General features: G+C 67.8%; 16 protein-coding genes and 1 pseudogene. 9 read left to right on the top strand and 8 right to left on the bottom strand.

Annotation, left to right across the window (positions count from 1 at the left end; all coding sequences use genetic code 11):
* The first annotated feature begins 13 nt into the window (after nucleotides 1-13).
* Entirely contained in the window at nucleotides 14-3,892 is a 3,879-nt protein-coding gene (locus tag ACZ6WN_RS28085; protein WP_465869472.1) for a S8 family serine peptidase, read from the top strand.
* A gap of 64 nt (nucleotides 3,893-3,956) precedes the next feature.
* Here the strand turns inward: ACZ6WN_RS28085 and ACZ6WN_RS28080 are convergent, their stop codons facing one another.
* The 3 genes from ACZ6WN_RS28080 to ACZ6WN_RS28070 form a co-directional block, all read right to left on the bottom strand.
* Nucleotides 3,957-4,418, bottom strand: a complete 462-nt coding sequence (locus tag ACZ6WN_RS28080; protein ID WP_465869470.1) for a lecithin retinol acyltransferase family protein — start codon at nucleotides 4,416-4,418, stop codon at nucleotides 3,957-3,959.
* Nucleotides 4,419-4,442: 24 nt separating this feature from the next.
* Entirely contained in the window at nucleotides 4,443-4,928 is a 486-nt protein-coding gene (locus ACZ6WN_RS28075; protein WP_465869468.1) for a GtrA family protein, read from the bottom strand.
* 131 nt (nucleotides 4,929-5,059) lie between these two features.
* Nucleotides 5,060-5,797 carry a helix-turn-helix domain-containing protein gene (locus tag ACZ6WN_RS28070; RefSeq protein WP_465869466.1) on the bottom strand — a complete coding sequence of 246 codons (738 nt, stop codon included), beginning with the start codon at nucleotides 5,795-5,797 and terminating at the stop codon, nucleotides 5,060-5,062.
* A 206-nt stretch (nucleotides 5,798-6,003) separates the two neighbouring features.
* Here ACZ6WN_RS28070 and ACZ6WN_RS28065 point away from each other — a divergent pair, with 206 nt between their 5' ends.
* The 3 genes from ACZ6WN_RS28065 to ACZ6WN_RS28055 all read left to right on the top strand — a co-directional run bounded on the left by ACZ6WN_RS28065 (nucleotide 6,004) and on the right by ACZ6WN_RS28055 (nucleotide 9,265).
* Nucleotides 6,004-6,858: a formate/nitrite transporter family protein gene (locus tag ACZ6WN_RS28065; protein ID WP_465869464.1), complete on the top strand. Its 855-nt coding sequence runs from the start codon at nucleotides 6,004-6,006 to the stop codon at nucleotides 6,856-6,858.
* 4 nt (nucleotides 6,859-6,862) lie between these two features.
* A complete protein-coding gene (gene cynS, locus ACZ6WN_RS28060; RefSeq protein ID WP_465869462.1) occupies nucleotides 6,863-7,315 on the top strand; it encodes a cyanase in 453 nt (150 codons plus the stop codon).
* A 423-nt stretch (nucleotides 7,316-7,738) separates the two neighbouring features.
* Nucleotides 7,739-9,265: an LPXTG cell wall anchor domain-containing protein gene (locus tag ACZ6WN_RS28055; protein ID WP_465869460.1), complete on the top strand. Its 1,527-nt coding sequence runs from the start codon at nucleotides 7,739-7,741 to the stop codon at nucleotides 9,263-9,265.
* Between the two features lie 120 nt (nucleotides 9,266-9,385).
* Here the strand turns inward: ACZ6WN_RS28055 and ACZ6WN_RS28050 are convergent, their stop codons facing one another.
* Nucleotides 9,386-10,855, bottom strand: a complete 1,470-nt coding sequence (locus tag ACZ6WN_RS28050; protein ID WP_465869459.1) for a peptide MFS transporter — start codon at nucleotides 10,853-10,855, stop codon at nucleotides 9,386-9,388.
* Between the two features lie 70 nt (nucleotides 10,856-10,925).
* Nucleotides 10,926-11,621: an SDR family NAD(P)-dependent oxidoreductase gene (locus ACZ6WN_RS28045; RefSeq protein WP_465869457.1), complete on the bottom strand. Its 696-nt coding sequence runs from the start codon at nucleotides 11,619-11,621 to the stop codon at nucleotides 10,926-10,928.
* Between the two features lie 144 nt (nucleotides 11,622-11,765).
* Here ACZ6WN_RS28045 and ACZ6WN_RS28040 point away from each other — a divergent pair, with 144 nt between their 5' ends.
* Entirely contained in the window at nucleotides 11,766-12,617 is an 852-nt protein-coding gene (locus ACZ6WN_RS28040) for a helix-turn-helix transcriptional regulator (protein WP_465869455.1), read from the top strand.
* A 10-nt stretch (nucleotides 12,618-12,627) separates the two neighbouring features.
* On the opposite strand, the gene ACZ6WN_RS28035 is transcribed toward ACZ6WN_RS28040, so the two are convergent.
* Nucleotides 12,628-13,005, bottom strand: a complete 378-nt coding sequence (locus ACZ6WN_RS28035) for a winged helix-turn-helix transcriptional regulator (RefSeq protein ID WP_465869454.1) — start codon at nucleotides 13,003-13,005, stop codon at nucleotides 12,628-12,630.
* Nucleotides 13,006-13,091: 86 nt separating this feature from the next.
* On the opposite strand from ACZ6WN_RS28035, the gene ACZ6WN_RS28030 reads away from it, so the two are divergent.
* Nucleotides 13,092-13,976, top strand: coding sequence for an NAD(P)-dependent oxidoreductase (locus tag ACZ6WN_RS28030; RefSeq protein WP_465869453.1), 885 nt, complete (start codon nucleotides 13,092-13,094; stop codon nucleotides 13,974-13,976).
* Nucleotides 13,977-13,999: 23 nt separating this feature from the next.
* On the opposite strand, the gene ACZ6WN_RS28025 is transcribed toward ACZ6WN_RS28030, so the two are convergent.
* Nucleotides 14,000-14,410 (bottom strand): hypothetical protein, encoded by a 411-nt coding sequence (locus ACZ6WN_RS28025; protein ID WP_465869452.1) that lies wholly within the window; start codon nucleotides 14,408-14,410, stop codon nucleotides 14,000-14,002.
* Nucleotides 14,411-15,024: 614 nt separating this feature from the next.
* Between ACZ6WN_RS28025 and ACZ6WN_RS28020 the strand changes: the two genes are divergently transcribed.
* The 3 genes and pseudogenes from ACZ6WN_RS28020 to ACZ6WN_RS28010 all read left to right on the top strand — a co-directional run.
* Nucleotides 15,025-15,918 (top strand): DUF4062 domain-containing protein, encoded by an 894-nt coding sequence (locus ACZ6WN_RS28020; RefSeq protein WP_465869451.1) that lies wholly within the window; start codon nucleotides 15,025-15,027, stop codon nucleotides 15,916-15,918.
* A 205-nt stretch (nucleotides 15,919-16,123) separates the two neighbouring features.
* Entirely contained in the window at nucleotides 16,124-17,458 is a 1,335-nt protein-coding gene (locus ACZ6WN_RS28015) for a pentapeptide repeat-containing protein (protein ID WP_465869450.1), read from the top strand.
* A gap of 398 nt (nucleotides 17,459-17,856) precedes the next feature.
* Nucleotides 17,857-17,991: pseudogene (locus ACZ6WN_RS28010) on the top strand (imine reductase family protein); the annotation flags it as partial.
* Between the two features lie 64 nt (nucleotides 17,992-18,055).
* On the opposite strand, the gene ACZ6WN_RS28005 reads toward ACZ6WN_RS28010, so the two are convergent.
* Nucleotides 18,056-18,916 carry an alpha/beta fold hydrolase gene (locus ACZ6WN_RS28005; protein WP_465869449.1) on the bottom strand — a complete coding sequence of 287 codons (861 nt, stop codon included), beginning with the start codon at nucleotides 18,914-18,916 and terminating at the stop codon, nucleotides 18,056-18,058.
* Nucleotides 18,917-18,948: the final 32 nt, after the last annotated feature.

Below are 18,948 nucleotides of genomic sequence, written 5' to 3'. Positions count from 1 at the left end.
CGAGGAGCAGATGATGCAGCACAAACCCCCGATCCGACGGTGGGCCCGTCACTCGCTGGCGATGGCCGCCGCGACGGTCCTCGTCACGACGATGGCACCGGATGCACGAGCCGACGAGCCGGCCGAGACGACCGAGCCCGCCGACAGCGCCGGCCCCACCAGCGGCGCGCTGAGCCGCGGCGACGGCGGTGTCGAGGTCACGAAGGCGGCCGACGTCGCCGCGGCCAAGGCGAAGGGCGACGAGCGCGGGACGTACATCGTCCAGATGGCGCTCGACCCGGTCGCCACCTACGACGGTGACGTCAAGGGCCTCTCGGCGACACGACCTGGCAAGGGCGCCAAGGTCGACCCGGATTCCAGCGCGTCTGTCGACTACGCCGACCACCTGCGCGGGCGGCAGCGCTCGGCACTGACCAAGGTCAAGGGCGGCAAGCCGACCCAGGAGTACGTCTACTCCTTCAACGGCTTCACCGCGGACCTCACCGGCAACCAGGCCGCGGAGCTCGCCGCGCAGCCCGACGTCGTGGCCGTCCACGAGGACACCGAGGTCGAGGCCGACACTTCCTCGACGGCCAGCTTCCTCGGCCTCGACGCCCGCGACGGCCTGTGGGCCAAGCTCGGCGGACCCGACGGCGGCAAGCACTCCGACGGCGCGGGCGAGGACGTCGTCATCGGCGTGATCGACAGCGGGATCTGGCCGGAGTCGAAGAGCTTCTCGGACCGCAACAAGGCGGGCAAGAAGGTCTACCTCGGCAAGCCGAGGGGGTTCCGTGGCACCTGCGCGTCGGCCGAGACCGTCGGCGACGACTCCTGGGACGCCAACGACTGCAACAGCAAGCTGGTCACGGCTCGCTACTTCAACGAGGGCTGGGGAGGCGACGCGGGCATCGCCGAGCAGCTTCCCTGGGAGTTCAGCTCACCGCGCGACTACAACGGGCACGGCACCCACACCGCGTCGACCTCCGGCGGCAACCACGGCGTCAAGGTGACCGGAGCCGCGTCGGCGTTCGGCGAGATCACCGGCATCGCGCCCCGGGCACGGATCGCGGCGTACAAGGCCCTGTGGTCGGCCGAGGACGGCAGCACAGCGAACGGCTACACCTCCGACATGGTCGCCGCCATCGACCAGGCCGTGGCGGATGGCGTGGACGTCATCAACTACTCGGTCTCCGGGTCGAGCACCGACTTCCTCGAGCCGACCGAGGTCGCGTTCCTCAACGCCGCGGCGGCAGGGATCTTCGTGTCGGCCTCGGCCGGAAACTCCGGCCCGACGGACTCCACCGTCGCCCACCCGGGGCCGTGGCTGACCACGGTCGCCGCGGGGACCCACGACCGCACCACCACCGGCGCGACCACGCTGGGCAACGGCAGCCGCTACGCCGGCGCCTCGGTCGCGACCGAGAGCGTCGGTCCGGCCCCGCTCATCACCGGCGCCGCGGCCCGGCTCTCAGGGGTCTCGATCGCCGCCGGCGCACGCTGCTACCCGGCCAGCGACAACAACGGCAAGCCGGCGCTCGACCCGGCCAAGGTGGCGGGGAAGATCGTCCTGTGCCAGCGCGGCGGTGACATCGCGCGCATCAACTCCAGCCGCGCGGTCGCCGAGGCCGGCGGGGTCGGGATGATCTTCGTCAACGCCTACGAGAACTCGCTCAACTCCGACTTCCACTCGGTCCCCACGGTGCACCTGGCCGACACCGAGTGGAGTGCGATCAGCGCGTACGCCGCCACCTCGGGTGCCACGGCGACGATCGAGGCCGCCACCATCCAGCGAGGCGGAGAGGCGCCCTACACCGCCGAGTTCTCCTCCCGCGGCCCGCTCGTGGCGGGCAACGGCGACCTCCTCAAGCCGGACGTGATCGCCCCCGGGCAGGACATCCTGGCCGCGGTCGCTCCCCCGGGACAGGGCGGCATGGACTTCAACCTGATGAGCGGCACCTCCATGTCCGCGCCGCACGTCGCCGGTATCGCTGCGCTGCTGCGCGACCTGCATCCCTCCTGGTCGCCGATGGCGATCAAGTCGGCGCTGATGACCACCGGGTCCGACGTACGCGACGGCGCGGCCACCGACGCCGGGGTGATCTTCAAGCAGGGCGCGGGACACGTTCAGCCCAACTCCGCGGCCGATCCCGGTCTCGTCTACGACAGCGGCACGAACGACTGGCTGGCCTTCCTGTGCGGATCCACCAGCGGCGTGCTCGACAGCACCTGTGACGACCTGGAGGCTGCCGGCCGCTCGCTCGACCCGAGCGACCTGAACACGCCGTCCATCGGGATCGGCCTGCTCGACGAGGCCGAGACCGTGACCCGCACCGTGACCAACGTGGGGCGCAAGAAGGCGACGTACAAGGCATCGGTGACCGGGCTCGACGGGGTCGATGTCGAGATCGAGCCGAGCACGCTCACGATCGAGCCCGGCGAGAGCGCGACCTTCACCGCGACCTTCACCCTCGAGGACGCCGAGCTGTTCCGCTACCTCGGCGGCCAGCTGTCCTGGACCGACGGGTCGCACACGGTCCGCTCCCCCATCGTGCTGCGCGCCAAGCGTCCGGGCGAGGAGGACTGGGCGACCCGGTACGACGGCGCCCGCGGCGCCTTCGGCACGGCCGCCGACTCCGGCAACGACCTGCTCCTGCACCCCGACGGGACGCGGCTCTACATGAGCGGCCTGAGCTCCCCGCCGGTGGCAGGCACGCTGGTGACCGACTTCCTCACCGCGGCCTACGACCCCGAGTCCGGCGACCCGCTCTGGGAGGTCCAGTGGGACGGCTCGAACGGCGGGTCGGACGAGCCGGGCGGCTTCGGCATGAGCCCTGACGGCGACACGGTCTACGTGGCCGGGACGAGCGGCGGCGACTTCGTCACCATCGCCTACGACGGTGCCACCGGCGCCGAGAGGTGGAACACCAGGCTCGACGGTCCCGGCCAGGCCGGGGACACGGTCAACGACCTGGTGGTCAGCCCCGACGGCACGCGGATCTACGTCACCGGCTACCAGACCGTCGCGGAGACCGAGCTGGACTACGCCACGGTCGCCTATGACGCCGCCACCGGCGAGCAGCTGTGGATCTCTCGGTACGACGACCCGGTGCACGGCACCGACGACGCCCGGGCCATCGCTGTCAGCGAGGACGGCAGCACGATCGTCGTCACCGGTCAGAGCCGGGGCGAGGGCACCGGTCTCACCGACTGGGGCACCGTGGCGTACGACGCGGCGACCGGCGACCAGCTGTGGGACGTCCTGCGCAACGGAACCGATGGGCTCATCGACATCTCCGACGAGATCCAGATCGTCGGTGACACGGCGATCGTGTCCGGTGTGGTCAGCAACACCGACCGCCAGACCGACTGGAGCACGGTCGCCTACGACCTCGCCACCGGCGAGGAGCGATGGTCGGCCGAGCACGGTGGGGCCGGCACGGACACGCCCCAGTCCACGGCGCTCTCCCCCGACGGGAGCACCATCGTGGTGACCGGCAACGTCGACGGCGCCAACGCCATGGACTACGCCACCGTCGCCTATGACGTCGCGACCGGCGGCGAGGTCTGGGCAGCCAGCCATGACGGCTCGGCCCACGGCACCGACATCGCCTGGGGGGTCACGATCTCCGAGGACGGCACCCACGCGGTCGTCACCGGCGAGACGACGGACTCGGAGACCAAGAACGACTACACCACCATCGCCTACGACATGGCCGACGGCGAGCAGGCGTGGTCGGCGGCCTACGACGCGACGGCCGCGCCGGACGGCGCGAACGGCGTGGCGATCGACCGCGGGCCCGATGGCAAGCGACGCGTGTACGTCACCGGGGTGAGCACCGTCTCGTTCGACCCCGCCGGTCTCGACAGCAATCTCGACGCGACCACGGTCGCCTACTTCGACCCGTTCGAGTAGGCCTCGGGCCGGACAGCCGGCCGGCGGACGATCTCGATCGTTCGCCGGCCGGCACCGTCGTCTGCTAGCGGCTGCGGCGGTGCCACAGGCTACGCAGAGCGTAGGCGCACATGCTCACGGTTCCCAGGAGGGCCATGTGGACTCCGATGGTCTGGGCCATGGCGAGCGAAGCGACCGCGCCCGGCGCCGCCACGGCCCAGCTGCGCACCTGCCGGCTTGCGGCCGAGCCGGTCGAGGCCCAGGTCGCGAAGTGCTCACAGTTGTTCCTGACCAAGTGATAGCCGCTCATCCCGAGGCGAGACTCTGCTCGGCTGATGATCTCCTCGGTCGGCAGTCGGCTGCGGTAGGAGCGGAGGAATACCTCCTCGCCATCGGCGAAGGATTCGAGCGAGCTCCTCTCGACGCGGCGGCCGGTGGCCGCCGTGCCCGTGTAATGGATGACGGTCCCGTCGCCGACGTCGATGCCGTGGTGGGTGTAGTAGCGACCGCGGCCCCGGCGGACGAAGATGTGGTCACCACGTGCCACGGGAGCACCTGCCGTCTCGGGTCGTCACGCCGCTGGTCCCCACGGCTCGCGGGCCACGGGCTGGTCGAACACGAACCGGCGAAACACCCAGAACCGCGTCACCGTGCTGATCCCCAGCCCGATCACGTTGGCCGACACGTTGTCCGCGATCGGGCTGGACAGCCCCAGGCCGTAGCGGCTGATCCACAGGCACACGACGGGGATGGCCATCGTGAGCGCACCGAGGACGAAGAACCTGACCACACCGGTCACGTGATCGCTCGCCTCACGTTCCCGGAAGGCCCACAGCCGCATCCCGACGTACGCCACGACTCCGGCGACGACGTTGGCCAGCACGTACGCGACGATCGGATAGCCCCGCAGCGGAGCCGTACCGACGAGCATGCCGTGGGCCAGCGCGTTGAAGCCGACGAACGACACCGCGGTCGCCAGACCGCCCACCGCAACGAACCGGACCACCTCGCCGAGCAGCCGCAATGCCTGGCTTCTCCAGCTCGATGCGGCGGTCACCTTTACGATGCTACCGACGCGACATGCCTTTCTGCCTGCACTTTTATCGAAAGGCGTGGTCGGTCAACCGGAGGGCGAGCTGCGGGCACGCCGCGACCGTACGTCGGGCGTGGCGCACGAGCGCTGCGTGACTACCCGGCGGCGCGCGCCCAGGAGCTCGGCGCCTGGCCGTACTGGCGGCGGAAGGCGCGGCCGAACGTACCGACCTCGCTGAACCCGCTGGCACGGCAGGCGTCGGAGACCGCGGCGCCGCGGGCGAGCAGCGCGCCGGCGAACTCGAGGCGGGCCCGTCGGATCTCGGCCGCGGGCGAGCGACCGTCCTCGGCCAGCAGAGCCTGGACCGAACGTACGGACAGATGCAGCTCCGCGGCGAGGGCGGCCGCGGTGAACTCCGGGTCCCGGAACCGCTCGCGGACCCGCCGGTCCACCGCCGCGCGGAGGGCGTCGCGGGTGGTGATGTCGACCTCCTCGACCTCGTCGAGCGCGAAGCCGGCGTAATCGCGGGCATCGGGGGCGAGGGCGAAGGAGAGCAGCCTGGCCCCGGCCATACCGACGGCGCGGGTGGACCAGGCGACCGGCAACGGTCGGCCCTGACGGGTGAAGAACCACTCCGGCGCCGCGTGGGTGGACGATCCCGGGCGGCCGAGGATCGGGCAGGCCTCGGAGGGGTACGCGGTCCCGTCGGGGCGGTGGTCGTGGAGCGTCTCGTGGCTGGGAGCGCCGATGATCTCCTCGGCCGAGCTGTAGCCGAGCAGGGACAGCGCGGCCTGGTTGGCCAGCTGGACGGTGCCGTCGGCACCGATCACCCACAGCGCGGTGGGGGTCACGTTGACCACCGCGGCCAGCAGGTCGTCGTCGAGCGGTTCCATCCGATCCAGGTTGGCCTCACCCGGTTTCGGCCTTGTTCGCCTGCCTGTATCGCTTCGGTTAACCCGGTCCCGTGTCGCGCAGATCGCCGCGGATCGTGCGCGGATGGCCTACTCCTGCGGTCGCCTCCGGTGATGGCATGGGCGTGGGTCAACGGCGACCCGAGGTTCCAGTCGTACGTGCCCACCTCGTCCCCAGGAGGCGACCCATGTCCTACGTGAGCCCGAAGGAGCTCGCCGGCCGCATCATCAGCTCTGGCGAGTCCAAGGTCTTCATGTCGACCAGAGACACGTTGATACGTGCCTACATGGCCGGAGCCATCTTGGCGCTGGCGGCCGCGTTCGCGGTCACCATCGGCGCCAGGACCGGCGAGCCGCTCATCGGCGCCGTGCTCTTCCCGGTTGGCTTCTGCATGCTCTACCTGCTCGGCTTCGACCTGCTGACCGGCGTCTTCACCCTGGTCCCGCTGGCCTGGCTGGACCGGCGCCCCGGCGTCACCTTCGGCGCGATGATGCGCAACTGGGGCCTGGTCTTCGTCGGCAACTTCGCCGGCGCGCTGACCACGGCGGTGATGATGGCGATCTACTTCACCTACGGGTTCTCCGTCGAGCCCGATGCCGTCGGCCAGGCGATCGGCGCCATCGGCGAGGGCCGGACGCTGGGGTACGCCGACCACGGCGCCGCGGGGATGCTGACCCTGTTCGTACGCGGCGTGATGTGCAACTGGATGGTCTCGACCGGCGTGGTCGGGGCGATGATGTCCGACAGCCTGCCCGGCAAGGTGATCGCGATGTGGATGCCGATCATGGTCTTCTTCTACCTCGGCTTCGAGCACTCGGTCGTCAACATGTTCCTCTTCCCCTCGGGGCTGATGCTCGGCGGCGACTTCACCGTCGGCGACTACCTGATCTGGAACGAGATCCCGACCGTCCTCGGGAACCTGGTCGGTGGCCTTACCTTCGTCGGTCTGGTCATCTATGCCACCCACCACCGAACCGGCTCGGAGCGTGCGCGTCCCGAGCCGGTGACGCCTACCAAGTCGACCGTCGTGAGCGAGGCCTGAGCAGATGACCCAGCCCATCCTGAGCAAGTCCGAGGCCGCCGCGGCGGTCACCTCCGCCCGGCTGCGCGCCGGGATCACCTGGGCCGAGATCGCCGAGCGGGTCGGCCGAGCCCCGGTGTGGACCACCGCCGCCCTCCTCGGCCAGCACCCGATGAGCGCCGCCGAGGCCGAAGCGGCCGGCGATCTGCTCGGCCTCGAGCCCGAGGTCGTCGAGGCGCTGCAGGTCCAGCCCTACCGTGGCGCGGCCACCGGGGTGGCGTCCGACCCGACGATCTACCGCTTCCACGAGGCCCTGGCCGTCTACGGCCCTGCCCTCAAGGAGCTGATCCACGAGGAGTTCGGCGACGGCATCATGAGCGCGATCAACTTCAAGGTCGACATCGCCCGCCGCGCCGATCCCGGCGGCGACCGGGTGGTGGTCACCTTCGACGGGAAGTTCCTCGACTACAACTGGTGAGGATCCTCCCGACCGAGTGGCCGCTGTCCCGGGCGAACGAATTTTCGTTCGCCCGGGACAGCGGTGCGTGGCCACTCCGCCGCGCTCGCCGAACGACCGTCGGCGGCGAACCCGTCAGGGACTAGGTCCCATTCCTGGGCGGGAAAGTCAGGGGCGAAGGTCCCGTCGACCCCAATATTGGGGAGGCAAAGACAACTCTCTCAACCCGCTGAGCCAGCGCCGGGAGACCCTCCTCTCACAGGCCTGACCGAGGCGGCCCACGCGCCGCACCTGCTCCACGGTTTCAAGAGGTCTCCACGATCAACCCGAGCTCGACCCAGGCCGACCGTGACAGGCCCCCTGTCCGCCCGCCCGGTCTCGGGTAGCTCAGCCCTGCCTGCTCACACGGGCACGGACCACAACACGCCATGAAGGAACCGACCCATGAACATGCACAGCTCCACCAAGATCGGCCTCGCGGCCGTAGCCGTTGCCGGAGTCGCCACGGTCGTGGCAGCCCCTGGGGCTCAGGCCGCACAGGACTGCACGACGACCACCGTGACCTCCCAGGTCAAGGTCGCCGACGAGAAGAAGGCCACCGAGGTCACGCCTGCGGTCACGCACGTGGAGCACACCGACGCGGTGTCCCACGAGGAGTCCCGCTTCTCGACGGTGGTCACGGGTGCGAGCCACGAGGCTGTCACCGAGGATCAGTTCCGCAACTCGGTCTACACCCGGACCTACACGCCCGGCACCGACGCGGTGACCGACACCATCGAGCACCCGGCCGAGACCCGTACGGTCGACCACCCGGCCCAGACCCACACGGTCGAGCACCCCGCCGAGACACACACGGTCGAGCACCCGGCCGAAACCCACACGGTCGACCACCCGGCCCAGACCCACACGGTCGAGCACCCCGCCGAGACACACGTCGTCCACCACGAGGCCGTCACCCACGAGGAGACTCGCATCAAGGACAGCGGCTACGCCTACAGGCAGAAGCAGACCGGCAAGGTCCGCTACCTGACCACGCCGGACTGGAACGGCGAGGACGAGCACGGCGACAAGGGCTGGGTCCGCTTCGCCGAGGGCGACCTGACCGAGACCGTCACCGTCGTGGACAAGGAGGCGTGGGACGAGACCGTCGTGGACAAGGAGGCCTGGACCGAGACCGTCGTGGACAGGGACGCCTGGACCGAGACGATCGTGGACAAGGAGGCCTGGACCGAGACCATCGTCGACAGGGAAGCCTGGACCGAGACGATCGTGGACAAGGAGGCCTGGACCGAGACCATCGTCGACAAGGAAGCCTGGACCGAGACCATCGTTCTCGCAGAGGCCACCCCTGCCGTCTTCGGCCCGTGGCAGTGGGACCACTTCACCACCTGGACCACCACGTCGGACACCCCGGCCGATGAGGACGGCCAGGACGGCGACGACAACCCGCTGAACCTGTCCCAGATCGGCGAACAGTACGAGCAGACCGTGATCACGAAGGAGGCCTACACCGACCCCGACGTCACGCTCTACTTCGTCACAGACGGTGAGCCGACCACGAACCTGGCCGACGCATCCTGGACCGCCGACGAGCCTGAGGGTTGGGACCGGGTCGACACCCGCACGGTGGAGGACAGCCCGGCATCGGACGTCACGGTGGTGGACTCGCCTGCCTCGTCGGTCACGGTCGTCATCCCGGCTGTCTACGAGACCAAGACCGACACCTCCGAGAAGTGCGCGACGGTCGTCAAGGACGCCAGCACCAAGACCGGCACCAAGACCGGCACCAAGGCCAGCACCAAGGCCAGCACCAAGGCAGACGCCGAGGTCCCGACCCGGATCGATGCCGGTCTGGCTGGGAACCTGCCGAACACGGGCGGTCCGAACGGAGCGCTCCTCGCCGTCGGCGGGCTGCTCGCCGGCATCGGGGGCGCCGGGGCCTTCCTCACCCGTCGCCGGAAGAACGCCTGACCCACACCCCTAGGTGGGCATGGGTCCGGTGAGGCCCACCACGGCCGGGTGGCCGCTGTCCCGGGCGAACGAACGTTCGTTCGCCCGGGACACGGGGGTGGGCCGCGTACGTCGTGGAGGTCAGTGCACCCCGGCCATCAGCCGGCGGATGGGCCGGTTGCCGATGAGCAGCAGGACACCGACGATGACCGAGGCGAGGCCGACCCACCAGAAGAAACCGCTGTCGTCGCTGACGTCGTAGAACTCGGCCAGGCGACCGGACATCGCGGTGCCGAGGGCGACGGAGAGGAAGAAGAGCGCCATCATCTGGGTGCGGAACCGCTCGGGGGCGAGCTTGGTGGCCAGCGAGAGACCGACCGGGGAGAGCAGCAGCTCGGCGAGGGTGAAGAGCAGCAGGATGAACGCGAGGCCGATCAGCGGCACCGTGTGCTCACCGCTCGGCATCAGCAGGAAGACCCAGAAGGCGACGCCCATCAGGATCGTGCCGATCGCGAACTTCACCGGCGTGGACGGCTGACGGGAGCCGAGCTTGGTCCACAGGGCCGCGAAGACGCCGGAGAGCAGGATGATGAAGACCGGGTTGATCGAGTTGACCCACGAGACCGGCATCTCCCAGCCGAAGATGTCTCGGTCCAGGCGCTGGTCGGAGTAGACCACCATGACGGTGAACTGCTGCTGGTAGAGGGACCAGAAGACCGCCGAGGCGATGAAGAGCGGCACCATCGCCCACACCCGGCTCCGCTCGACGGAGGAGATCAGGCGGCTGGAGAGGATGACGGCGAAGAGGGCCACCGCGGCGACCGCGCTGATGCCGATCACGATGTTGGCCAGTCGCGGTGCGGTGATCACGCCGGTCACGCAGAGCACCACGATCGCCGCCACAGCGGCGACGGCGATGGCGATCCAGCGGCCACGCTCGGAGGCGGGCAGCGGGTTGGGGACGACGCGGCTCGTCTCCGGGAGCGCCTTGCGGCCCAGGGCGTACTGGATCAGACCGAAGATCATGCCGATCGCGGCCAGCCCGAAGCCGACGTGGAAGCCCCACTGCTTCTGCAGCAGGCCGGTCAACAGCGGACCGACCAGGGCGCCGAGGTTGATGCCCAGGTAGAAGAGGGAGAACCCGGCGTCGCGGCGCTCGTCATCCGCGGCGTACAGGGTGCCGACGAGGGAGGAGGCGTTCGCCTTCACCCCGCCCGAGCCGAGCGCGATCAGCACCAGCCCGACCCCGACTCCGGGGATGCCGGGGATCAGGGCGAGGCCGAGGTGGCCGAAGACCACCAGCCAGGCAGAGGCGAAGAGCGTACGCTCCGCGCCGAGCAGACGGTCGGCGATCCAGGCCGCGATGATGGTCGAGAGGTAGACCGCGCCGCCGTAGGCGCCGACGATGCCGAGCGCCACCGTCTCGCTGATCCCGAGGCCGCCTTCGGCAGCGGAGTAGTAGAGGTAGATCGCCAGGATGCCCTGCATGCCGTAGAAGCTGAACCGCTCCCACAGCTCCACGCCGAACAGGTTGGCCAGTACGCGCGGCTGGACGAGGAAAGACCGATCGCCGGGATCGCCGGCGATGGCCTCACTTTTCAGTTCACTCATTACCTCAGGTTCACAAGGCTCTGCTCTCCCGCCCAAATCGCGAACGGCCGATAACCGACGCATGTGACCACTACCACGCGAGCCGGCCGTCCTTGTCCTGGAGTGTCCCGGTGGGGCCGTCGAGGTCGAGGGTGGCGAGGCGTACGACGGTGCGGGCGCTCTCCGCGGGCGGCCTGGCGATGTCCTCGATGCCGAAGCCGGCGGTCATGTCGGTGGCCGTGGGACCGGGCTCGACGGCGTTGAACTTGATGGTGTCGTACGCCTTGGCGTACTGGACGGTCAGCATGGTGGCGGCGGCCTTGGACGCGGCGTAGAGCGGCAGGAACATCCCCTGCTCGACCCGGCCGGGGGTGGTGTTGGCCCAGAACGAGCCGAGGCTGCTGGACACGTTGACCACGCGCGGGTTCTCCGAGCGGCGCAGCAGCGGCAGGGCGGCCTCGGTGACCCGGACGATCCCGACCGCGTTGATGTCGAAGACCCGCAACGCGGTGGGACCGTCGAGGGGGTCGGCGACGAGGACGCCGGCGTTGTTCACGAGTACGTCGAGGCGACCCTCGGCGGCCTCGATGGTCGCCAGCGCGGCGGTGACGGAGGCGTCGTCGGTGACGTCGAGCTGTACGAAGCGCGCACCGAGCTCGGCGGCCGCCTTCTCCCCTCGTTCGGCGTCGCGTGCGCCGAGGTAGACGTCGTAGCCGGCCTCGGTGAGCTGGCGGGCGGTCTCGAAGCCGATGCCCTTGTTGGCGCCGGTGATGAGTGCGACGGTCATTGCGTTGTCTTCCCTTTCGTCGGACGGCCCGATCGGGCCGTCTTCGACGCTAGGTGGGCTGGGCGCAACCACCCAGAGCCCTGGTCAGACCGGGGCCTGACAGGACCCCCGCTGTCTGCTCAGCGCCGACCTAGGCTGGAGGGTATGAGCGAGGCGACGAACCCGTTGGGCGCATTCCTCCAGGCCAGGCGGGCGCTGGTGACCCCGGAGGCGGCAGGCATCCCGGCGGTCGGCGTACGTCGCGTCCCGGGGCTGCGCCGCGAGGAGGTCGCGATGCTGGCCGGGATCAGCGCGGACTACTACCTGCGCCTGGAGCGCGGCCGCGACCGCAACCCGTCGGCGCAGGTGCTCGAGTCGATCGCCCGCGTGCTCCAGCTCGACGACGACCACACCGCCCACATGATGTCGCTCGTCACCGAGGGGCCTCGCCGCCGTCGGCGGCGCCGCAAGGAGACGGTCCCGCCCGGGGCGCTCAAGCTGCTCGACGCGATGGTGCAGCCCGCGTTCATCGAGGGGCGCTACTTCGACATCCTGGCCGCCAACGCTCTTGCGCGTGCGCTCTCGCCACGGCTCGCGCCGGGTGGAAACCAGCTGCGCGACCAGTTCCTCGACCCGGGCCAGCAGGCCTTCCACCCGGAGTGGGAGTCGATGACCGAGTGCTTCGTCGGCAACCTGCGCCAGGCGGTCGGCACCGACATCGACGACCCCCGGTTCATCGAGCTCATCGGCGAGCTCTCCCTGGCCAGCCCACGTTTTCGGCAGCTCTGGGCACGCCATGACGTACGCGCCCAGACCGGCGGCCCGATCAGGATGAACCACCCTCAGGTCGGCGAGATCACCCTCAACCGGGAGCGGCTGACGATCAACGGCACCGACGACCTGATGCTCGTCGTCTACCACCCCGACGCCGGCTCGGCCGACGCGGACAAGCTGGCCCTGCTGGCCTCCGCGGGCCTGCCGACGCGGGCGGCCGGGTCGGAGGTCCGGTCGGCCTGACGGCCTGTTGCTAGGGGCGGGGCAGCAGTCCCGCGTCGCGGTGCTCGACCAGCTCGGTCCGCTCGCGGGCGATCCGGTCCATGCCCCAGCGACCGAGCGGCCCGAGCGCGGCGTTGAGACTGCGGCCGTGATCGGTCAGCGAGTACTCCACCCGCGGCGGCACCTCGGCATACACCTCCCGGTGCACCAGCCCGTCGTGCTCCATCTCGCGCAGGTGCTGGGTCAGCATCTTCTCGCTGACCCCGGGCAGGCCACGGCGGAGCTCGGCGAAGCGGCGTACGCCGTAGTTGTCGAGCTCCCACAGGATCAGCCCCTTCCACTTGCCGCTGACCACGTCGAGCGCGGCGTCGATGCCGCAGATGTAGGGGCCGCTTCGGGGCTTCGCCATCGGGTTTCCTCACTCACCTTTGGGTAAGTACCCCAGTAAATAGTGGGTACTCCCGCCATCGTACGTAAAGGCCGAGGATTGCCTTCATGAATCAACCTCTCACCGCCGTCACCGTCATCGGCCTCGGCCCCATGGGTCAGGCGATGGTCCACAGCCTGCTCGCCGCCGGACATCCGGTGACCGTATGGAACCGCACCGCCTCGCGCGCCTCGGAGGTGGTGGCCGCCGGCGCCCAGCTGGCCGATTCCCCCGCGAAGGCCGTCGCGGCCAGCGACCTGGTCATCCTCAGCCTGACCGACTACCAGGCCATGTACGACGTGCTCGGCTCCGCGACCTTCGAGCTCGAGGGTCGCACGATCGTCAACCTCAGCTCCGAGTCGCCGGACGGGACGCGCCGGGGTGCGGAATGGGCGGCCTCGCACGGCGCGCACTTCCTGACCGGCGGCGTGATGGTCCCGGCCCCGATGGTCGGCACCCCCGATGCGTACGTCTACATCAGCGGTCCCGCTTCCGTGTTGTCCCGGCACGAGGACGCGCTCGCCCGCATCGGGTCGGTCCGCTACCTCGGCGAGGACCCCGGGCTCGCCCAGTTGATGTACCAGGCCAACCTGGACATCTTCCTGACCTCCCTCTCCTCGCTCCTCCACGCCGTCGCGCTGCTCGAGACCGGCGGCATCAAGCCCTCTGCTGCTCTGCCCGAGCTGATGCAGACCCTCGCCGGCATCCCCCCGATGCTCGCCGCCGGCGAAGACCTCGGCACCCAGCTCGACGCCGGCCACCACCCCGGCCACCTCAGCACCGTCACGATGATGGGCGCCACCGCCGACCACCTCGTCGCCGCCAGCGAGGCCGCCGGCATCGACACCGACCTCCCCCGCGCCGTCCAGGCCCACTACACCTGGGCCCGCTCGCGTGGGTACGGCGCCGAGAACTGGTCCCGCATCATCGACGCCATCCGGCCGTACGTCTGAGGTGATCGCCGGCGCCTGGATCCTCAGGCGCCGGTGATCAACCATTCAGGCAGATCTCGAATCTTCGGAACCCGGGCATGGCGCTCCTCGCCCCACGCGAACGTCGTCTCACAGACCCAGTCCTCAAAGTCCGAGCCAAGTTGCCAGAGCGCATTCACCAGCGCGGCTGGATCGTGAAGGTCCTCCGAGCGCCCCAACCGCCAGCCAGAACGCTCGCTCGTGGGCAGATACGTGACGTACGCCCAGACGTACTCGTGCCCGTCCTCGGGATACCTCCAAGGCTGTTCCCAATGCTCTCGGAGAGAGTTGTTGAACTCGGTACCGACCACGACCGCGACTGTGACGTGGGGGATCTCCTGCTCCACCAGCGCGCTGTGAATCAGCGGCCGGATGACCTGGTCTCGAAGCTTGCTCACGAACGAGGTCCGACTCATCTCACGCCCCTTCAGTCAGGTGAACCGGGAACAGTCATCGTCACGTACGCCTCCGAGCACGTGCTAGCGGAATTCGAGCATCGCGCTCGAACTCTTCCGACCTGCCTAGCACTCGCGCAAGCCATCCTCCAGCCCAAGAGCACCCGCGCCTCAGTCACAGCTTCCATCCCCAACACGGGGACGTGCAGCACCAATGCACCACATGGTAAGCAAACCGCCGATGTGCTCAGCGCGTGACATCTTGGAGAAACCTGCACCCAGCGCCGAGCAGGAGAGGCTGTGCGCCGCGAACGTCGCTGAACTTGGCTACGTCTGGACCTCACCCGCCGCAGCACGCCGCAGCACGCCGCAGCACGCCGCAAGACGTTCAAGGCCTGCGCGACACAGGGTTCAAGGCTGCGTCCGAGCGTGATTCCGCAACCGTATTGCCTGGTCCGGCGCCAATCGGAACGCACTCGCGGACTGACAAGCGATCACCATGAGCGGACATGTGATCCAGGAGGCGATTGGTGCAAGACTCGGCGCATGGCCCCGTACCACGTTCGGATACCGGTATCCTCCATACGACCACCGCGTGGTCAATTTCAAGAGATCGCCGACAAAGTGGAGGCACCATGCCGGAGCTCATGAATGGCATTCTTGCGCTAATCGCGTCACCAAGCGACGCCGTGGAGGAGCGAGCAGTCGTGCGCGATGCTCTGGTCGATTGGACGGTCACTCGCGGACGCCGAGACAGGGTCGCAGTGCTTCCCTGGATGTGGGAGCGACACGCAGTCGCCAAAGTCGGCGACAGACCACAAGCCCTGCTAAATGGTCAGGCCGTTGACCGCGCCGACATTGTCTTAGCCTTCTTTGACAGTCGTCTTGGAACGGAAACCGGCGTTGATGTCTCAGGCACCGCAGAAGAGATAAATCGGGCAGTCGATGCAGGCAAGCCTGTTCACGTGTATTTCTCCGAAGAACTACTACCACGCGACGTTGACCCGAATCAGATTCAGGCACTTCGTGCTTTCCAAGCGGAGATGGAGGGCCGGGGTGTAATGGGAAGGTATGCCGACCTCACCGATCTAGCGACTCAGGTGGTAAGGGCAGTCGAAGCGGACATCGAGGATTTTCGATGGTCCGAACTTCCCGCACAACAACCAAACCTGGCGACTGGCGCGGAACTCAGGTTCTCTCACGTGCACGAGCGTGAGCCGAGAGGTTTCGACAAGCACGGCAAGATGCTTTATCGAGCGGTCTCGAACGATCTAGTCGTGGCAAACGCTGGATCAATCGCCGCCGAAGACCTTACATTCCGGGTAGAGCCGGTTGGAGACACCCGGTTCGCATTTCCAGAACCGCCGACCGAGCCTTTCAATCTTCCGCCTCACTCCGAGATGAGTTGGCTGCTTATCCCGACTCCAAGTTTCGGCAACTCTGGGAGTACCGTCCGTGTTGTAGCAAGATGGCGGGAGGGGCAGGTATCCCGCGAAGCGGTCAGAACAGTGCATCTACGTGGGAATTGAATAGATCATGCCTTTTCGCCAAGTGATCGGCGGACTCCTTTTCGCCGCTGGAGCAGCTACGACATGGTATAGTTTTCAGCGATCTAGCGGGTCACTGGGACCGTATATGCCGTGGAATGCACTCGGTCTGGCGATCGCTGCAGCACTGACCTTGCTCGGCGTTATCTGTGTGCTACCGCGGCGTCCATTGGACCCGGACGCGCCCATGCCTATCATCGCTTGGTGGTGGGTTCCGATAGCGCTCATTGGTATTGCGGGTTCGGCTTGGGCGACGGCTAGTCTTCTCACAGCCGTCGCGGAGACTGCCCCAAACGCAGGCGACCGAGCAGCGATGCGACTGGAGGCTCTGAAGACAGCCCTCACCGTAGGCGCCGGCGCCGCCGGTGCCGCGGCAGTTCTTCTCGGTCTACGGAGGCAGTGGCTTAGCGAGCATGCACAGAGGCACTTGGTTTTCGACTCGACCGAGCGACGAGTCACTGACCTATATACGAAAGCCGCAGACCAACTGGGACATGACAGCGCGGCTGTCCGCTTGGCCGGTCTCTACGCCCTCGAAAGGGTCGCTCAGACACACAAGCAACACCGTCAGACCATCCTGGACGTTCTTTGTGCGTACTTGCGAATGAACAACGAGGACCAACCACAAGAACGCGAGGTGCGCAGAACTGCACAGCAAATAATCACTGAACACCTAATCTGGCCGACGTGGATAAGCGAGCAGCCGACATCGTTCTGGGAATCTGCAGATCTGGACCTAAGAGGAGCAGACCTCCGGAGTTTCTCACTCGAGAATTGCCGACTTCGACTCGCTGATTTCAGCAATGCAACCCTCCACAACTGCTTTATCGTTCGATGCGATTTCGTCGGAATTCCCTGGGGAACAAGAGGTCCAACCGGTGTAGGAGGAGTTTACTTTCGAGGCACAACCTTTGACGGACCCGCAGTTTTTGAGGACGTTCAGTTCGAAGGCGACGTCTCGTTCGCGGACGCCGTATTCAAGGGAACCGCGTATCTAGGAGGGCTCAAGTGCAGCGGGGAGTCCTCCTTCCAGCGAACGACCTTCTTCGATCAGTCGTCCTTCGAAGGCAGCGAATTCCGGCGTGGGCCAGATTTTGTGGCCTGTCGATTCGTAGACGATGTTTCCTTCGCCGCCGGGGCAATTTTCGCTAAGGCAACCATTCTTGGGGCGCCTGATTTCACAGGCTGCGAATTTTACGGCGCGGCTGACTTCCGAGGCGTTTCCATTCGACCCGACGAGTCCTCATCGGGAGAGTCCGTCGGTGACGAGTCGACAGACAGCCTTACTGAGGTTCGCATAATTCCAAACCCTGACAAGGAGCGAAGCTGGCCGATCGGTTGGGCGGAGTCGGAATCGACCGAGGAGCGTGGATTCATGTCACTCCGGAGGGTCGATGACGCGCATGCGAGCGCGCCCGGGATTGACGGTTCTAGTCATGATCAAGCTTTGACGTTGCAGTCGGAACCACTCCCCGCAAGGCCGGCGGTCGGAGAGGCGCCGCGCCGGATACCACCAGCATGAACCGACAGTCGAAGAAGAGGACATCGTGGGAGGGACAACAAGGCTTCGCCGCATACCCCTTCTGACCCGATGGACGCCACTCTCCGACGGCGTACGGATTGGTATGTGAATTTGGCTAGACGTCGCACGGCGTGCTCGGGCAACATGCAGCCGCATTTCAGCAGACCGGCAACCTTGCCTCCGGCTTCTTAGAGTTCTATGAGTCGATCGAGCGCGATACATTTCCGTTCATCGACAGGAGCCCCCAAGACGTCGCAGTAGCTGTTCTGGAGAGCGTCTCCTCTCCACCGTCAAAGTGGCGCGCCTCGTACACGCCCGCTATGCACGAGCGACGAGGAAGGCCGTCATTGGGCGGCAGACGGTGGCGCGTTGGCGGTCTCTAACCTGACCACCTCGTCGAGGCCAGCGAGACCGCCGGCACCGACGCCGCCCTCCCCCGAGCCGCCCAGGCCCACTACGCCTCGGCCCGCTCCCGCGGCCATGGCGCCGAGAACTGGTCCCGCATCGTCGACGCCATGCGGCCGTACGTCTGAGGTGAGCTGTGACGGGACAGATGGTTTCGCTTTCGCGAAGCAATCTGTCCCTACCGTGCGGCAGTCAGGAGTGAGCCGTAAGCCAGTCGATCACGTCAGCGGTGATCGCATCGCGGTTGGTCTCGTTGAAGATCTCGTGGCGCGCCTCGGTGTAGAGTCTCACTGTCACATCCTTCAACCCGGCCTCGCGGTAACGCTGCCCAAGCAGCTCGACCAGGGCGCCACCTCCCGCAAGCGGGTCGGCGTCGCCGGAGACGACGAGAATCGGCAGATCGGCGCGGATCGCGCCGAGGGCCGCGGGGTCGGCCAGGCGCTCGGCGCCGGCGAACAGCTGAGGCACCGCGGTGTCGGGCAGATCGAACCCGGACAACGGGTCCGCGACGTACGCGTCGACCTCGGCCTCGTCGCGCGAGAGCCACTCGTACCCGGTCCGGTGCTCGAACCCGGCGTTGAACGCCTCCAGCCCGACCGGACCCTCGGCGCTCGAGAGCGCACCAGCGAGTACGTCGAGGGCGGTCGAGCCGGACAGCACCACGCCGTCGTACAGGTCGGAGCGGTCCACGATCACCGTCTGCGCCGCAAAGGATCCCATCGAGTGCGCAACCAGGAACACCGGGATCCCGGAGAACTCCTCGCGCAGCGAGGCACCCATGGCCGCGACGTCGGCCACCAGTGCCTCGAAGTCGAAGTGACCGAGCTGGTCGGCCGACGCGACGGACCCGCCGTGACCGCGGTGGTCGACCGCCCGCACTACGTACCCAGCCTCGACGAGAGCCTGAGCGAGCCGGTCGTACCGCTGCCCGTGCTCGGCGATGCCGTGGGCGATCTGGACAACGCCCCGCGGCGCGGACAGTTCCTCCCCCCACGTCCGGATCGCGAGCGCAGTGCCGTCGGTCGGCGAGACGAATGTGGCGGTGGTGGGCATCGGGCCTCCTGGTGACGGGATGCCTATGCTGC

The sequence above is a fragment of the Nocardioides sp. NPDC054178 genome, from assembly GCF_055585005.1.
The sequence above is the reverse complement of the archived record's forward strand: the minus strand, read 5'-3'. Positions and strand labels throughout refer to the sequence as shown.

Coding starts and splice junctions, on each gene's coding strand:
- ACZ6WN_RS28070 (WP_465869466.1), bottom strand. CDS start 5,797: ATGGAACCGCTCGACGACGACCTGCTGGCCGCGGTGGTCAACGTGACC.
- ACZ6WN_RS28020 (WP_465869451.1), top strand. CDS start 15,025: ATGCCGGAGCTCATGAATGGCATTCTTGCGCTAATCGCGTCACCAAGC.
- ACZ6WN_RS28040 (WP_465869455.1), top strand. CDS start 11,766: ATGAGCGAGGCGACGAACCCGTTGGGCGCATTCCTCCAGGCCAGGCGG.
- ACZ6WN_RS28015 (WP_465869450.1), top strand. CDS start 16,124: ATGCCTATCATCGCTTGGTGGTGGGTTCCGATAGCGCTCATTGGTATT.
- ACZ6WN_RS28025 (WP_465869452.1), bottom strand. CDS start 14,410: ATGAGTCGGACCTCGTTCGTGAGCAAGCTTCGAGACCAGGTCATCCGG.
- ACZ6WN_RS28065 (WP_465869464.1), top strand. CDS start 6,004: ATGTCCTACGTGAGCCCGAAGGAGCTCGCCGGCCGCATCATCAGCTCT.
- ACZ6WN_RS28030 (WP_465869453.1), top strand. CDS start 13,092: ATGAATCAACCTCTCACCGCCGTCACCGTCATCGGCCTCGGCCCCATG.
- ACZ6WN_RS28055 (WP_465869460.1), top strand. CDS start 7,739: ATGAACATGCACAGCTCCACCAAGATCGGCCTCGCGGCCGTAGCCGTT.
- ACZ6WN_RS28045 (WP_465869457.1), bottom strand. CDS start 11,621: ATGACCGTCGCACTCATCACCGGCGCCAACAAGGGCATCGGCTTCGAG.
- ACZ6WN_RS28005 (WP_465869449.1), bottom strand. CDS start 18,916: ATGCCCACCACCGCCACATTCGTCTCGCCGACCGACGGCACTGCGCTC.
- ACZ6WN_RS28085 (WP_465869472.1), top strand. CDS start 14: ATGCAGCACAAACCCCCGATCCGACGGTGGGCCCGTCACTCGCTGGCG.
- cynS (WP_465869462.1), top strand. CDS start 6,863: ATGACCCAGCCCATCCTGAGCAAGTCCGAGGCCGCCGCGGCGGTCACC.
- ACZ6WN_RS28050 (WP_465869459.1), bottom strand. CDS start 10,855: ATGAGTGAACTGAAAAGTGAGGCCATCGCCGGCGATCCCGGCGATCGG.
- ACZ6WN_RS28035 (WP_465869454.1), bottom strand. CDS start 13,005: ATGGCGAAGCCCCGAAGCGGCCCCTACATCTGCGGCATCGACGCCGCG.